Origin of the sequence: Nocardia pseudobrasiliensis NBRC 108224 (assembly GCF_001613105.1) — a bacterium.
Classification (GTDB): domain Bacteria; phylum Actinomycetota; class Actinomycetes; order Mycobacteriales; family Mycobacteriaceae; genus Nocardia; species Nocardia pseudobrasiliensis.
In genome coordinates this window covers 36252-51425 of sequence record NZ_BDBS01000040.1, presented here as the reverse complement: position 1 = coordinate 51425, position 15174 = coordinate 36252, and the positions used below count along the sequence as shown (strand labels likewise).

The 15174-nt window shown below is 68.6% G+C and carries 11 protein-coding genes; 5 read left to right on the top strand and 6 right to left on the bottom strand.

Going from position 1 to position 15174, the window contains the following annotated elements; translation table 11 throughout:
* Window positions 1-10 precede the first annotated feature (10 nt).
* Window positions 11-535, bottom strand: a complete 525-nt coding sequence (locus NP4_RS28915) for a hypothetical protein (RefSeq protein WP_147288057.1) — start codon at window positions 533-535, stop codon at window positions 11-13.
* Between the two features lie 671 nt (window positions 536-1206).
* On the opposite strand from NP4_RS28915, the gene NP4_RS28910 reads away from it, so the two are divergent.
* The gene (locus NP4_RS28910) at window positions 1207-2643 is read left to right on the top strand and encodes an aspartate ammonia-lyase (RefSeq protein WP_068004660.1); all 1437 of its coding nucleotides are present in this window, start codon (window positions 1207-1209) and stop codon (window positions 2641-2643) included.
* 161 nt (window positions 2644-2804) lie between these two features.
* Here NP4_RS28910 and NP4_RS41220 read toward each other — a convergent pair whose 3' ends face one another.
* Window positions 2805-2969, bottom strand: coding sequence for a hypothetical protein (locus NP4_RS41220; protein ID WP_156524948.1), 165 nt, complete (start codon window positions 2967-2969; stop codon window positions 2805-2807).
* 416 nt (window positions 2970-3385) lie between these two features.
* Between NP4_RS41220 and NP4_RS28905 the strand changes: the two genes are divergently transcribed.
* Window positions 3386-4609 carry a site-specific integrase gene (locus tag NP4_RS28905; protein WP_068004658.1) on the top strand — a complete coding sequence of 408 codons (1224 nt, stop codon included), beginning with the start codon at window positions 3386-3388 and terminating at the stop codon, window positions 4607-4609.
* 1045 nt (window positions 4610-5654) lie between these two features.
* Here the strand turns inward: NP4_RS28905 and NP4_RS28900 are convergent.
* The 4 genes from NP4_RS28900 to NP4_RS28885 form a co-directional block, all read right to left on the bottom strand.
* Complete coding sequence (locus NP4_RS28900; RefSeq protein WP_068004656.1) at window positions 5655-7115, bottom strand: AMP nucleosidase; 1461 nt, start codon at window positions 7113-7115, stop codon at window positions 5655-5657.
* A gap of 132 nt (window positions 7116-7247) precedes the next feature.
* Entirely contained in the window at window positions 7248-8135 is an 888-nt protein-coding gene (locus tag NP4_RS28895) for a helix-turn-helix transcriptional regulator (protein WP_068004654.1), read from the bottom strand.
* A gap of 118 nt (window positions 8136-8253) precedes the next feature.
* Entirely contained in the window at window positions 8254-9057 is an 804-nt protein-coding gene (locus NP4_RS28890) for an SDR family oxidoreductase (protein WP_068004652.1), read from the bottom strand.
* Window positions 9058-9643: 586 nt separating this feature from the next.
* Window positions 9644-11929 (bottom strand): molybdopterin-dependent oxidoreductase, encoded by a 2286-nt coding sequence (locus tag NP4_RS28885; protein WP_068004855.1) that lies wholly within the window; start codon window positions 11927-11929, stop codon window positions 9644-9646.
* 140 nt (window positions 11930-12069) lie between these two features.
* Between NP4_RS28885 and NP4_RS28880 the strand changes: the two genes are divergently transcribed.
* From NP4_RS28880 to NP4_RS28870, 3 genes are all read left to right on the top strand, one after another.
* Window positions 12070-13401: a family 1 glycosylhydrolase gene (locus NP4_RS28880; protein ID WP_068004651.1), complete on the top strand. Its 1332-nt coding sequence runs from the start codon at window positions 12070-12072 to the stop codon at window positions 13399-13401.
* Between the two features lie 90 nt (window positions 13402-13491).
* Window positions 13492-14043, top strand: a complete 552-nt coding sequence (locus NP4_RS28875) for a TerD family protein (protein ID WP_068004649.1) — start codon at window positions 13492-13494, stop codon at window positions 14041-14043.
* Between the two features lie 146 nt (window positions 14044-14189).
* Window positions 14190-15077, top strand: a complete 888-nt coding sequence (locus NP4_RS28870) for a nuclear transport factor 2 family protein (RefSeq protein WP_068004648.1) — start codon at window positions 14190-14192, stop codon at window positions 15075-15077.
* Window positions 15078-15174: the final 97 nt, after the last annotated feature.

Genomic DNA, 15174 nt, shown 5'->3' with positions numbered 1-15174 from the left:
CTCGCCTGAATCAGGCGAAGGCGGCGGTCGCGTTGACCGCCACATTCGCCAGCCCGCCATCGGGTCCGCAGCTGGCCTGCGGCAGCCCGTCCAGCGAGGCGGTCAGCTTGTCGCCTTTGAGTTCCCCGTCGGTGACCGACGCGGTGAACGAACCGCCCGACACCTTCCAGGCCACGGTGCTGGTGGTGCCCTTCTTCCACGACACCGTCGCGGTGCCGCTGCCGGTGGGTGAGACCCCGCACGGGAAGAAGATCGACGCCGACCCGGTCGCCGACCCGCTCCCCGACAGGGTGCCCGAGGTCAGATCGGTGTGCTGGCCGTTGGACGAGGTGCAGCCGCTGGCGGTGCCGGTGATCGTCGTGGTGGATTTGCCGCCTGCCACCAGGGCCGGGTGGAAGGCCAGCGACAGCGCCGCCGAACAGCTCAGATCACCGCTGGCCGCCTGAGCGGGCGCGACCGGCAACGTGATCAGCGCCGCGCCCAGCGGCGCGGCGGCAACGAGCAGGGCCATGGTGCGAAAATGCCGTGAAGCCATCGAACGTACCTCCTGCGAGTGGATATCCCCCGGAAAAGGGGACCTCACGGTACAACGCGGCAAACTACCCGCGAGTGTCGAAACAGTACGTTATGGCCAACGGGCACTTAATGTTTCGATCCGCCCCTATTGACGAATGCTGTAATGCGTTGTCAGGCAGCATGTTTCATGATCGTTGATCGTGCCGCGCTGCCGCCCAGGGTGTTTGCCACCCCTTGGCGAGATGTCGAGGAGGCCGGACGGGCCGCGGCCCTCCCGGAAAAGGGAAGTGGCAGTGCGCCGGTGACGGATGGAGCGGGAACCCGCGGCGCGGTCCGGTGACGGATGGAGCGGACCGCGGGGCGGGTCGCCGGGCGGACCGGATGGCAGCGGCCGGAAGGGCGCGGCGCCTGCCGGGGTCCGAGGCAACCGGGTGCCGCCAGTCTGTCGGTGCATGAAGCGGGAAAGGGGCGGGGACGCATGCCGAGTGATGCGCCCGACGCGTGCGGACTGTCCGACGGTCGCGCGCGGGGCTCGGGCGCGACGAATCCGTGATCGCGAAACTCGCTGCGCCCCAGCGTGATACGCCGTAAGATCCAACCCCGCTCGATCCCCCGCCGACGTCGCGTCCTACACTGGTTGCTCGGTGAGTGGCGTCACTGCTTGGTTCCCTCGACGCAGAAAGACACTCGATGAGCAGCAGTGCCCGGATCGAACGCGACTCGCTTGGCGATCTGGAAGTTCCCGCCGACGCCTATTACGGCATCCACACCGCGCGTGCCCTGACCAATTTCGCGGTCACCGGCGCCACGATCGGTCACTATCCCGCCCTGACCGCGGCGTTGGCGGCGGTGAAACAGGCCGCGGCCCACGCCAATCGGGATCTGGGGCGGTTGGACGAGGTGCGGGCGGGGGCGATCATCACCGCGTGCACCGAGATCCGCGACGGTAAGTTCGCCGAGCAGTTCCCGGTGGATCCGATCCAGGGCGGGGCGGGCACCTCGACGAATATGAACGCCAACGAGGTCATCGCCAACCGCGCCCTCGAGATCCTCGGTCACCCCCGCGGCGAGTACGCCGCACTCGATCCGCTCGCGCACGTCAATCTGGGCCAGTCCACCAACGATGTGTATCCGACCGCGGTGAAATTGGCCCTGGTCACCCATCTGCGCCAGGTCATCGCGGGACTGGGGCGGTTGGCGGCCGCGTTCGACCGCAAGGCGATCGAGTTCGCCGATGTGGTGAAGATGGGTCGCACCCAGTTGCAGGACGCGGTGCCGATGACGCTGGGTCAGGAGTTCGCCACCTATGCGGTGATGTTGCGGGAGGACTGCGACCGGCTGACCGAGGCCGCGGCGCTGCTGCTCGAGTGCAACCTCGGCGGCACCGCGATCGGCACCGGCATCAACGGCCATCCCCGCTATTCGGCGCTGGCGTGTGAGTATCTGGCGCAGATCAGCGGCGAGGCGGTGGTCCCGGCCAGCAATCTCATCGAGGCCACCCAGGACTGCGGGGTGTTCGTGCAGGTGTCGGGGGTGCTCAAGCGGGTCGCGGTGAAACTGTCCAAGACGTGCAATGATCTGCGGCTGATCTCCTCGGGCCCGGCGACGGGGTTGGGGGAGATCAATCTGCCGCCGAGGCAGGCGGGTTCGTCGATCATGCCGGGCAAGGTCAACCCGGTGATTCCGGAGTTGGTCAACCAGATCGCCTTCGAGATCATCGGCAACGATCTGACCGTGACCATGGCCGCGGAGGCGGGCCAGTTGCAGCTCAACGCGTTCGAGCCGATCATCGCCTACTCGCTGTTGCGCACGACCACCCATCTGCGGATCGCCGCGGACACCCTGGCGACCCGATGCGTGGACGGCATCACCGCCAACCGCGAATTCCTCGACCAGTCGGTGCGCCGCGCGCCGGGCATCGTGACCGCGCTGTCGCCCTATATCGGGTATGCCGCCAGCGCGCGGCTGGCCAAACAGTCGCTGCTGACCGGTGAGTCGGTCGGTGATATCGCTGTCGCGGAAGGTCTTTTGACCCGCGAGGCGGTCGAGGAGTTGCTCTCCCCGCGGCGGCTGGCGGGGTTGGCGGTGCCGGGCAATCCGGATCTGGCGCTGCCCGCGCAGGTCTGAGTTCTCTGTCCCCGAAGAGACGAAATGTGCCGCCCGAGGCGCAGCGCCTGCTGCGTTCGGGCGGCACATCCGCGTTCACCGGCCGGGACCGGTCACCTCTTCCCCGTTATCGAACACCGCGTCGCCGCGAGGGTTCGAGCACGGAACGTGTGAATCGAGCGTCAGAGCATCGAGCCGGTGAACACCGCCAGGACCGTATTCAGTGCCACCGAACCGACATAGGTGACCGGGGCCAGGAAGGAGCCGATCACCGGCACTGCGGTCGAGAAGATCGCCGTGGGGATGAGGTTGAAGATGTCGCAGATCGCCGAACCCAATAGCGGCATGACATGTCCTTTCGGTTCCGAGAAGGGTTTGTGTCGTCGGCAAATCTACAGCAGGGGATGTGATCCAGGAAACAATCGGCAAACCTTTGCGATAACTGTTCGGACTCGGCTGGGTAACGGATTCGATTACCGGGTATTTCCGCGAAAATATCGCTCTTTATGGGCAATTCAAAAATTGCCTTCTAGCTGGCGATATGGGATCGGGTCATGGCTTCAACCGGCCGACGTCGATGTGCCGCCTCACCGATAACATCACGGGCTCAACCGCCTGGTCATCACAATTTACCGGCCTAATATCAGTGCTGTAAGCGGCCGGTGAAACCAATTGGCAATCCTTTGGCAACTTTCTGTTGGGTTGGTGTGTTCCCGCCGCGCCGCCACCGCGCCCGCCTCCGCGACCGGTACCCTGGCCCCCGATGGACATTCCCGCCGAACGCGCCGAAACCTCCACTGCCCTAGTGGTTCCCGCCGATGTGAGCACCCAGTTGCGCCACGGTGTGCGCAGTGTCCTGATCGACGCCGCGGCGCTGCGGCTGGTGCGCGAACGATTCGACGACGATCAAGCCGGCGCGCTGCGCCGCTATCTCGAGGCCTCGCAGTCGCCGAATACCGTGCGCGCCTACCGATCCGACTGGATCGCCTGGTCGGGGTGGTGCGCGGCGGAGGCCCGCCAGGCGCTGCCCGCGGACCCGCTGGATGTGGCGGTGTATCTGGCCGCCGCGGCCGACGCGCGCAAACCCACCGGCGAGTGGGCCTTCGGCGCGGCCACCCTGGAACGCAAAAGCGCCGCCATCGCCGCGGTGCACGCCGCCAACGGGCTGGCCTCCCCCACACGCAGCGATGTGGTGCGCCTGACCCTGCGCGGTATCCGCCGCACCCGGCGCACCCCGCCGCGCCGCAAACGCCCCGTGCTGTTGAGCACGCTGGAACAGTTGCTCGCGGGCCTGCCCGCACCGGGCTGGCCCCGCGAACCCGCGCGCCGCCGCGACGCGCTGGTGCTGCTGGTCGGATTCGCGGGAGCGTTGCGCCGCAGCGAGATCGCGGGGCTGCGCCTGGGCGATGTGCGCGGCGAGGTCGATCACGCCAGCGGCGAACCGATCCTGCTGGTGAGCCTGCCGACCACCAAAACCGATCCCACCGGCACGGCCGGACAGCGGGTGGTGCTGCCCCGCGGGGCGCGCCCGCACACCTGCCCGGTGTGCGCGTTCGCCGACTGGATCGCGGTGCGCGAGGCCCACATCCGCCACGGCGCCGGGTTGGCCGAGCATCTCGACGCGCTCACGCTCACCGACGCGCGCATCCACCGCTGTCACGGTTTCACCGGCCTGCCCGCGAACCTGGACGCGGCGCTGCCGCTGTTCCCGGCGGTGACGCGCCACGGCGGGATCGGCGCGCGCGCGATGTCCGGGCGCGCGATCGCCGAGCTGGTCAAACGCTACGCCCAACGCGCGGGCCTGGATCCGGCGCTGTTCTCCGGACATTCGCTGCGCGCCGGATTCGCCACCCAGGCCGCCCTCGGCGGAGCCAGCGACCGCGAGATCATGCGCCAGGGCCGCTGGGCCAATCCGCGCACCGTGCACGGCTACATCCGCACCGCGAACCCGCTGGAGGACAACGCGGTCACCAAACTCGGACTGTGAGCGCGATTTTCGGGATGACTCGCGTTCCATGCCACGCCGCGGTGCCGCGATAGCCGAACGCTGGTGCCGCAGACCGTCATTCGGGCAACGTCCACGGAGTCGAATTCCGGTGGCGAGCAGCGCATCCGCGATATCGAGAACCATACGCGCCCCCTCCGGTCCGCGTGGGCGGGCGTGCCGCCCTGACCCTTTCTCACCGTGCTCGTCACTGCCTCGACGTCCAACTCCCTCGGCGTCGCGCGATCGACTGCACGTCATTTCACACGCGGCCTGCGTGCGATGTCGCGGATGGGATTGTGGTCGATCGCGTCGTGTCCGACAGCGGGTCCCACCATGTCGGAAGGAATTGCGCGGGGTGGCGCGCTTGTGTCGCACCGAACTCCGCGACTGAGTCGATTTCCCGATGGGGCGGATTGCGTGGAGTTATCGAAACTGTATGCGCTGCACCTGGTTTCACTCGGGGTTGTGGGTAGCGTGACTGTCGGGCCAGCGTGTGGATCGGATCCGAGCCGGCTCGACGTGACGACTCCGCCGGTGGTCGGTGTCCAGTCGCCGACCTCGTGGGTGGGAATGAAAGGAGTGTGGCGGAGGTCCATGGTTTTCAAGGGTGGAGCGGTGGGTGTGCTCGCCCGGCCGTAGCCGGATTCGCGCTGTCGCTGACCGGCGTGGCCAGCGCGCAGAGCGATCGACTCGACCACGACACCGTCGCGACGAGCAGCGACCACACCGCTCACATCGTGCGAAAAAGATATGTGGAAGTTCGCTATAGGAACGTCCCCGGCTACACCGGCGAGTGGAACCCGAGGATGACGGGGAGCTCGGCATCCCAGACCCCCGTCGCACTCATGAGTCGAGCCCTTGGTCGATCATTCCTGCTTGCGACAGAAGCAAGACCGAACCGAGGGCTTCACTCGGCGGTCACCGACAGCACACCGATCCAGGGGATCCGTTGCCCGACCGTCGCTTCCGCGCGGGCGCAGCCCGCCTCTCGAGATCGGTGGACGACGAGCCGACTTGCCGGAAGCGCCTCCGCGGCGGGCGGCGCTCAGCGAAACGGTGGTTCGTTGAAGGTGCGTAGTTTGCGTGAATGCAGGCTGTCGCCTTCGGCGCGCAGCAGTTCGACCGCGCGGATGCCGATTTGGAGGTGTTCGGAGACGGTGCCCTCGTAGAAGCGGTTGGCTTGACCGGGGAGTTTGATCTCGCCGTGCAGGGGTTTGTCCGACACGCACAGCAGGGTGCCGTAGGGGACGCGGAAGCGGTAACCCTGGGCGGCGATGGTGGCGCTTTCCATATCCACCGCGACCGCGCGGCTGAGGTTGAATCGCAGCGCCGAGGCCGAATAGCGCAGTTCCCAGTTGCGGTCGTCGGTGGTGACCACGGTGCCGGTGCGCAGGCGGCGTTTGACATCGGCGCCGGGCATCCCGCTGACGGTTTTGGTGGCGTCGTAGAGGGCGCGCTGCACCTCGGCGATCGAGGGGATCGGAATATCGGGCGGCAGCACCGAATCCAGGACGTGATCATCGCGCAGGTAGGCGTGGGCGAGCACGTAGTCGCCGATGGCTTGGCTTTCGCGCAGCCCGCCGCAGTGCCCGATCATCAGCCACGCGTGCGGGCGCAGCACCGCCAGATGGTCGCAGATGTTTTTCGCGTTGGCCGGGCCGACGCCGATATTGACCAGGGTGATGCCCGGACCGCGCGAGGACATCAGATGCCAGGCCGGCATCTGATGCCGTTTCCACGCCAGATCCGATACCGCCGATTCCCGGTCGCTGGTCTCGGCGGTGATCACCGTGCCGCCCGCGCACGACAATCCGTCGAAACCGCTGTCGGGGTCGGCGATCTGCTCGGCGGCCCAGCGCACGAATTCGTCGACGTAGCGGGTGTAGTTGGTGAACAGCACGAACGGCTGGAAATGCTCGACCGGGGTGCCGGTGTAGTGGCGCAGCCGCGCCAGGGAGAAATCGGTGCGCAGCGCGTCGAACTGGCTCAACGGCAGCGGCCCGCTGGTGTCGATGAGCCCGTCGGCGATCTCGTCTCCGATATCGGCCAGTTCGGTGGTCGGGAAATAGGTCGCCAGATCCGCGCTCATCGACCGGTCCAACCCCAACTCGGCCCCGTCGATCACATACGGGAACGGGATCTCCTGACGGGAGGGCCCGACCTCGATGCGCACGTCGTAGTCGTGTTCGATGGTCGCCAACTGTTCGGCCAGATACTCGCGCAGCAGCGCCGGGCGGGTGATGGTGGTGCGGTAGGTGCCCGGGCGGGTCAGTCGCCCCCACGCGCGTGGACGGTTCTTCGGTTCGGCCGACCCGTCCCAGGTGATCCGCAGTTCCGGATACACGAACTCCCCCGCCTCGCGGCGGACCCGATCGGGCACCACCCCGCGTTCGACGAAGGCGGCGACCGCGCCGCGCAACGCGGTCACCGCCCGCTGGTAGTGGGCCTCGAGTTCGTCCAATGCCTGGGCGGCATCGAGAGTGCTGGCGGTACCCCGGTCCGGCATACTGTCCTTTCTCCGGTCGAGCGGTCTTCGCCGTCCATCGTATTGACGCCCCCGACCGGCCCCGCCCCGCACCCGCGCGTGACGGGTGTCTGCCTGTCGCGCACGTCCTGCCCCGCTACGACGGACCGGAGGCTACCGGTTGTGTGCTTCGCGCTCGCTGCCCGATGTCTGTCCGGTGGCCGCCCACGACGCCAGCAGCGCCATCTTGTCCGCGGTCGGTGTGCCCGCGGGGGCGGTGTAGACGCTAAGGTGCAGGCCGGGTTCGGCGGGTAGTTCCAGGGACTCGACGTCCAGGTCGAGCCGGCCCACGATCGGATGGCGCATCCGCTTGCGCCCGGACCGGTGCAGTCGCACGTCTCGCGAGGCCCACCGCTGCCGGAACAGCTCACTGCGCGTCGACAGCTCACCGACCAGGGCGATCAGCTCCTCGTCGTGCGGATCGCGGCCGGCTTGCATGCGTAGCTTCGCGGCCATGTCCCCGGCGATTCGGTGGTAGTCGAGGAAGAACTCTGCGGCCGCCTCGGGCGTCAGATAGACGAACCGCGCCGTATTCGCGGGCCGTCGCGGATCGGCCAGCACCGGTGAAAACAGCGCGCGGGCAAGGTGATTCGTGGCGAGCACGTCATAACGGCCGTTACAGATCCAGGCCGGCGCCGCGGTGACGGCGTCGAGCACCTGCCGCAGTGTCGAGCGCAGCGCAGGCGTGCGGTGGCGTGGGCGCGCGGGCGCGCCGGATCGGCGCGCGAGGTGGAACAGGTGGTCACGTTCGGCCTCGTCGAGTTGTAAGGCCGAGGCCACCGCGTCGAGCACGGCTTCGGAGGCGCCGGCGAGGCGGCCGCGCTCCATGCGCACGTAGTAGTCGACCGAGACCCCCGCCAGCAGCGCGACCTCCTCGCGACGCAGGCCCGCGACCCGACGACTGCCGCCGTACGCGGGCAGACCCGCCTGTTCGGGTGTGATGCGGGCCCGACGCGAGCGGAGAAACTCCCGGATATCGGTGCGCGGATCCGTCGTGACCATCCCCTCACCCTAAGCGCGTCCCACGGGTCGCAGGCAGGCCCTGGGAGTACCCCCTCGACGACCACGTGCGGACGCGACGGGCAGGTGTTCACGACGGGGCGTCGGTGGGGCCGCGCGCCTAGGTGCCCGATGCGGTCGTCGCGATGCCGCCGTCCACCGGGATGATGGCGCCGGTGAGATAGGCCCCGGCGCGGCTGGCGAGGAAGACCGCGACCCCGGCCATATCGTCGTCGCGGCCGAGGCGGCGCAGCGGGGCCTTCGCCGCGATCGCCTCGCCGAGGGCATCGAGCGTGGACGCCATCATCTGTGAGGGGAACGGTCCGGGTGCTACCGCGTTCACCGTGACGTGCTGCGGGCCCAGTTCTCGGGCAAGCACTCTGGTGAGTTGATGCAGGGCCGCTTTGCTGGCGGCATAGGAGTAGTTCGGCGACTCGGCGACGTGGAGGGCGGCGATACTGCCGATGTTGATGATCCGCGCGGGATCATCGGCGGCCCCCGCGCCGCGCAGTGCGGGCAGCAGCGCCTGCACCAGCCAGAACGGTGATTTGAGGTTGAGGTCGAGCACGGTGTCCCAGGCTTGGTCGGGGAACGTCGCCAGCGGCTCGCGCCACATCGCTCCCGCGTTGTTGACCAGGATGTCCAAGCGTTGCGCATCGGCGGTGACCCGCTCGGCGAGGCGCTGACATTGCTGGTGCTCGGACAGATCGGCGGGTATTGCCCGAACGTCGCCGAATTCGGACAGCAGACGCTGTGCCCGCGCGCACGCGTCCGCCTTGCGTGAGCTGATGACCACGCGGGCGCCCGCCTGGAGAAGGCCGCGCGCGATCATCATTCCGATGCCGCTGGTGGCGCCGGTGACAAGCGCGCGTTTTCCACTCAGATCGAAACGTTCCGCGTGCGTGCTGGATTGGTTGTCCGCCATGGGTCTCCGTCCCTTGTGTGGTGAAAGACGCGCCGACACGATCGCGCAATCCGGGCCGCGGCAATGAACTGCCCGGGATCAAGCCGCGGTGCGTGTCGATGCGGTGGTGTCGGCGCTGGCGACGGTGTGGCCGGACGTCGACTCACCCACAGTGGCAGGCGTTGTGGACGTGCGGCAGACCCTGGCGTTCCAGGTACCGCGAGACCCCCGTACCCGAACCGCCGACGCACACCACCACACGCATTGCGGCGCAATCCTTTTCGTGGATGCTCTGATCGGCGTTGCCTGGGGTCGGTGCCCGGCCACGCGCGGGAAAGCAGTGGGCCGGATGGCCGTTTCCGGAGGAGCATCGCCCGTGCGCAGGCGCGAACGTGGCCAGCGACTCGACGCGTCAACGCGACCGCGGCGTGACGTCGTTCGATACCGCCGAGGCGTTCGATCCCGCGCGAGGTGGTGACAGCCCCTCAGGTTCGGTATCACGCCCGCCGCGAGCTGACCCCGAGGCCGGGGTCGATAGGCACCCGGCGGCCGTCGCGTTCGACCGCACCGACTGCCAGGCCGCGCCGTACAGGTGGGAGCGCGGGGGTCAGGTGGTCGCCGGTGGGTGCAGCACCGTCAGGTCGGGGGCGGGGCCGTGGAAGGGTTCGATTTGGATGAGGGCGAGTTGGCCGGTGCAGCCTTGGGACAGGGTGGAGGAGGGGCGGTCGGCGGTCAGGACGTTGGGGTTGCCGTGGCGACAGAAGCTCGGGTCGGCGGGGTCGGGGTCGTACCAGGCGCCGGTGGACAGTTGCGCCACGCCCGGGCGGACCGCGTCGTCGATGACGAGCCCGGCCAGGCAGGCGCCGCGATCGTTGAACAGTCGCACCAGTTGTCCGTCGCTCAATCCGCGGGCGGCGGCCTCGTCGGGGTGCAGTCGGACCGGTTCGCGTCCGGCGATTTTCCCCGCCTGGCTGTGCGCGCCGACGTCGAGTTGGCTGTGCAGTTTGGTGCGGGGCTGGTTGGCGATCAATTGCAGCGGGAACCGCCGCGCGGCGGGGCTGCCGAGCCATTCGCGCGGTTCGCGCCAGACCGGATGGCCGGGGCAGTCGGGGTAACGGTAGGAGTCGATGGCGGCGCTGAAGATCTCGATACGCCCGGAGGGGGTGGGCAGCGGGTGAGCGTCGGGGTCGGCGCGGAACTCGGCCAACATCACCTGCGGGGTGTCGACCACCGGCAGTTCCAGGCCCTGGCCGGACCAGAATTCGTCGAACTCGGGCACCGCGTGGCCCGCGGCGGTCTGGGTGGTGTGCCACTGCTGGTAAAGGTGGCGCAGCCAGTGCGCGGCGGTGCGGCCTTCGGTGAATCGCTGTCCCACACCGAGTCGTTCGGCCAATTCGGTGAAGATCGCGTAATCGTCGCGGGCTTGGCCGTGCGGGCGGGTGAGCGCGGGCATGGGGAAGAACATGCGATCGTTTTCCCCCGCACCGAAATCGTCGCGTTCGATGGTCATCGTGGCGGGCAGCACGATATCGGCGTGGCGGGCGGTGGCGGTCCAGAACGAATCGTGCACCACCACGGTGTCGGGTTTGGTGACGAACGCGCGCCGCAGCCGCGCCAGATCCTGATGGTGATGGAACGGATTGCCGCCCGCCCAGTACACCAACCGGATATCGGGGTAGGTGAGGGTGTGCCCGTTGTATTCGTAGCGGGCGCCGGGGTTTTCGAGCATATCGGTGATGCGGGCCACCGGAATGTAGGTTTCGATCGGATTGACGCCCTGATCCAGATGCGGCACCCGCACCTGGCGGGTCGGCTCGCCCACACTGGCCGAGGAGCCGTAGCCGTGGGCGAATCCGCCGCCGGGCAACCCGAATTGGCCCAGCATCGCCGCGAGCACCACCCCCAGCCACAGCGGTTGTTCGCCGGATTCGGCGCGCTGCAGCGACCAGCTGACGGTGAGGAAGGTGCGCGCGGCGGCCATCTGGCGGGCCAGTGCGGTGATGCGCGGCGCGGGGATCCCGGTCAACGTCTCGGCCCACGCCGGATCCTTGACCACCCCGTCGGTGTGCCCGCGCAGATACGCCGCGAACGGTTCGTAGCCGACGGTGTAGCGGTCCAGAAACGCGGTGTCGGCCAAGCCTTCCGCGTCGAGCACCTGCGCCAACGCCAGCATCAGCGCCGCGTCGCTGCCCGGGCGCGGGGCCAACCATTCGGCCTGCGCCTCGGCGGGGGTGTCATCGCGCAGCGGGCTGACCGAGACGAATCGGCAACCGCGGGCGCGGGCCGCGGCGATCCAGCCGCGGCTGTGATGGCGCGACACCCCGCCGGGGGTGACCGCGGAGTTCTTCGGCGACAGTCCACCGAAGGCCACCACCAGCTCGCTGTGTTGGGCCAGAACCGATTTGGCGGTGGCGTGGCCGATCATCCAGTAGACGTCGGCGAGGATGTAGGGCAGCAGGACCGTGGCGGTGCCGAGACTGTAGCTGTTGACGTGGCGGACATAGCCGCCCAGGGTGTTGAGGAAACGATGGGTCTGGCTCTGCGCGTGATGGAATCGGCCCGCGCTGGCCCACCCGTAGGAGCCGCCGTAGACCGCGCCGCCGCCGTGGGTGTCATAGACCCGGCGCAATTCGCCCGCCAGCAGATCCAGGGCGGTGTCCCAGGAGACCGGCACGAACGGCTCGTCGCCGCGTCCGGGCGCGCCGGGACCGTGGTCGAGCCAGCCTCGGCGCACGTGCGGGGTGGCGATGCGGGTCGAATGATGCTGGGCCGAGGCCACATTCTCGATCAGCGGCATCGGCTCGGGATCACCGGACCAGGGCCGTACCTGGGTGAGGCGGTGGCCGTCGCTGACGGCGTCGAACGCTCCCCAGTGCGTCAAATGCGTCGTCATGATCACACCCTAGCCTCGGGTACCGACATCGCGGAACGACACCGGGACCTCTCACCCCGCGTGTGGGTGGAATGTCCACTGCCGGAGGCGATCCGCGCGCTACCCTGACCAGCGCCCCGACATTCGCCGCGAGGAGTCCGATGCGCCCGATCCGCCGCCGCGAGGCCCTGGCCCTGGCCGCCGCCGCGACCCTGCTCACCCCGCCCGCTCGCGCGCTGGCGCGGCCGGCCCCGCCCGCCACCGTGGCTCCGGTGAGCGCGGGATTTCTGTGGGGAGTGGCCAGCGCCGGATTCCAGTGCGAAGGCGTTGCGCCCGACAGCAATTGGCGCCGCTACGTCGACACCAACCCCGACTACGACCGCTACGGGCAGGCGGTGGACTTCTATCACCGCTACCCCGCCGACATCGCCGCGGCCGCGAATCTCGGCGCGGGGGTGTACCGGATCAGCGTGGAGTGGGCCCGGGTGCAGCCGCGCCCGGAGGCGTGGGAGGAGGCCGGATTCGCCTTCTACGACGCGGTACTCGACGCGATCGCCGCGGCGGGCATGCGCCCGATGCTGACCCTGGATCACTGGGTGTATCCGGGGTGGGCGGTCGAGCGCGGCGGCTGGGCGGATCCGGGGATGCCCGAGGCGTGGCTGGCCAACGCGCGCCGGGTCGTGGACCGCTACGCCGGGCGTGATCCGCTGTGGGTGAGTTTCAACGAGCCCACCTTCTATGTGCTCAACGAGACCACCAACGGGGGCCTGTCGCCCGCGGCGGCGCCGCTCATGGTGGCGGGAATCATCCGCGCGCACAACGAGATCTATGACCACATCCATCGCGTCCAGCCCGGCGCGCGGGTCACCAGCAACCTCGCCTATGTCGCGGGCACGGTCGAACCGGTGCTCAACGGGCCGATCCTCGACGGTATCGCGGCGCGACTGGACTATGTCGGCATCGACTACTACTACGGGTTCACCCCGCAGACGATCCTGCGGACCTCCCCGGCGGATCTGAAGGCGCTGTGGGCGATGCCGTTACAGCCGGAGGGCATCTACTACGCGCTGGGTCATTACGCGCGCCGATTCCCGGGCAAGCCGCTGTATGTGGTGGAGAACGGCATGCCCACCCGCGACGGCGCGCCGCGCGCCGACGGCTACACCCGCGCCCAGGATCTGCGCGACAGCGTCTACTGGATCCAGCGCGCGCTCGCCGACGGGATGCCGGTGCTGGGCTACAACTATTGGAGCATCACCGATAATTACGAATGGGGTTCCTACACACCGCGTTTCGGCCTCTACACCGTCGATGTGCGCACCGACGCGACACTGACCCGCCGCCCGACCGACGCGGTGGCCGCCTACACCGAGCTCATCGGCGCGCGCGGCGTCGCGCCCGATTACCGTCCCACCCGCGCCCCGGCGCAATGCTCGCTGGTCGATGCCCCCGACAGCTGCCTGGATCCGGTCACCGTCCCCGCGCACCGCTGAAACCTGCCCGCGCTCGGGCTGATTGGCCACCGGTCCCCTACAGTGATACCCCGACGGCGCGGGTGGTCCGTGCGCACACGAGCAGGGGGGATGCCGGTGACGATCGCGCTGCAGCACACCGACGGCACCAGCGTGGACTATCTGCTGATGGGTGTGGGCTGGACCCCGGTGACGCGGCGGCGATGGTTTCGCGTCCACACCGCCCAAGTCGATCTGAACGCGGTGGCGCTGCTGTATGCCGGGCGCAGCCTGGTCGAGGTGGTCTATCACGACCAGCTCAACTCCCATGACGGCGCGGTGCGTCTGCAGGGCGACAATCTCACCGGCGCGGGTCCCGGTGACGACGAGGTGATCTCCCTCGAACTGACCCGCCTGGACCCGGCGATCACCCGGATCTTCCTCGCGGTCACCGCCACCACCGGCGAGGCCGCCGATCTGCGGCAGGCGCACTGCCGGTTGCTCGACGGCCACACCGGTGGGGAGTTGGTCCGCTATCCGCTGCACGACAGCGCGTATCCGGGTTTGCTGATGGGTGTGCTGGAGCGGGAGGCCCCGGCGTGGAAGTTCCAGCAGATCGCGATGCCGCTGGCGGCGCGCCATCCCCTGGATGTGGTGCCGCGGCTGGATCGCTACCTGGCCTGAGGCCGCGCGCGAGCGGATGTGGCGGGGATCACCCGCGGCGCTTTCTTAACGGAATCCACGCATGATCGATCTGTTTGCCAATCGTTTGCTGATGCATGATGGGTGCGCTGCCCCCAGCACCTGGGGCACGTGTGAAGGAGTCCCTCATGCAGTCCGAATCCCCCCTCACCGATCGCACCGCCATCGACCAGCTCATCGCCCGGCTCACCGCCCGCGATATCGACGGGCTGATGGATCTGTTCGCCCGCGACGCCCAGGTCGCGATGCCGTTCCAGCCGCCCGGATTCCCCGCGACCATGATCGGGCACGGGCAGATCCGCGAGGCGCTGACGGTGCTGGATGTGTATGAACCCGAACCGTTCTGCGTGCGCCTGGCCGACGCGCGGCCGCTGTCGCAGCGCGGGGAATGGCTGGTTCAGATCGACGGGGCGATGGTGGTGCGCGCGACCGGGCGGCCCTATCACAACCGGTATCTGGCCAACTGCCGCATCGACGCGGGCAAATTCGCGACCCTGACGGTCTATCACGATCCACTCACCCAGCTCACCGCCTACGAGCTGGCCCGCGAGGAGGGCTTCGACGACAGCGCCTGGGAGCGGGCGGCGATCGAACGGTTCTACGATCTGCTGTTCGTCCAGGACCACGACTCGCTGCTGGACATGGTCGCCGAGGATATCGAATTCCATTGGCCCTGGCCGCTGCCCGGACTGCCCGAACGGGTGGTGGGCCGCGAGGCGCTGCGCCGGCGCGCGCTCGAACCGCTGGGCACGCTGTGGACGCCGGGATCGCTGGCGCGCATCGGCATTCGCCAACTCGCCGGCGCGCACACCTGGATCGCCGATGTGCAGGGGGATCTGGCCGCCCAGCACAGCGGGCGGGCCTATCAGGCGCAGCTGCGCGCGGAGATCCGGTTCCGTAACGGCAAGGTTGCCCAGCTGACCCAGTTCTCCAATCCGCTGGACCAGATCATCGCCCTCGGGGCCGACATTCCGGGGGTCAACGTGCCCGGATCGGGGATTGACCAGTATTTGTGACGCGTCATATCCTCACCGCGCGGTTGCGGGAATTTTGCGCTCTCGGTGGAAGTTGACCGCAGGCATCCGAGATAATCGGACCGCAGTCCGCTTGGCA

Bases quoted from the DNA above. Each gene is read 5' to 3' on its own strand.
- NP4_RS28890 (WP_068004652.1), bottom strand. From the start codon at position 9,057: ATGGCGGACAACCAATCCAGCACGCACGCGGAACGTTTCGATCTGAGT.
- NP4_RS28880 (WP_068004651.1), top strand. From the start codon at position 12,070: ATGCGCCCGATCCGCCGCCGCGAGGCCCTGGCCCTGGCCGCCGCCGCG.
- NP4_RS28910 (WP_068004660.1), top strand. From the start codon at position 1,207: ATGAGCAGCAGTGCCCGGATCGAACGCGACTCGCTTGGCGATCTGGAA.
- NP4_RS41220 (WP_156524948.1), bottom strand. From the start codon at position 2,969: ATGCCGCTATTGGGTTCGGCGATCTGCGACATCTTCAACCTCATCCCC.
- NP4_RS28875 (WP_068004649.1), top strand. From the start codon at position 13,492: ATGCCGGTGACGATCGCGCTGCAGCACACCGACGGCACCAGCGTGGAC.
- NP4_RS28870 (WP_068004648.1), top strand. From the start codon at position 14,190: ATGCAGTCCGAATCCCCCCTCACCGATCGCACCGCCATCGACCAGCTC.
- NP4_RS28900 (WP_068004656.1), bottom strand. From the start codon at position 7,115: ATGCCGGACCGGGGTACCGCCAGCACTCTCGATGCCGCCCAGGCATTG.
- NP4_RS28905 (WP_068004658.1), top strand. From the start codon at position 3,386: ATGGACATTCCCGCCGAACGCGCCGAAACCTCCACTGCCCTAGTGGTT.
- NP4_RS28895 (WP_068004654.1), bottom strand. From the start codon at position 8,135: ATGGTCACGACGGATCCGCGCACCGATATCCGGGAGTTTCTCCGCTCG.
- NP4_RS28915 (WP_147288057.1), bottom strand. From the start codon at position 535: ATGGCTTCACGGCATTTTCGCACCATGGCCCTGCTCGTTGCCGCCGCG.
- NP4_RS28885 (WP_068004855.1), bottom strand. From the start codon at position 11,929: ATGACGACGCATTTGACGCACTGGGGAGCGTTCGACGCCGTCAGCGAC.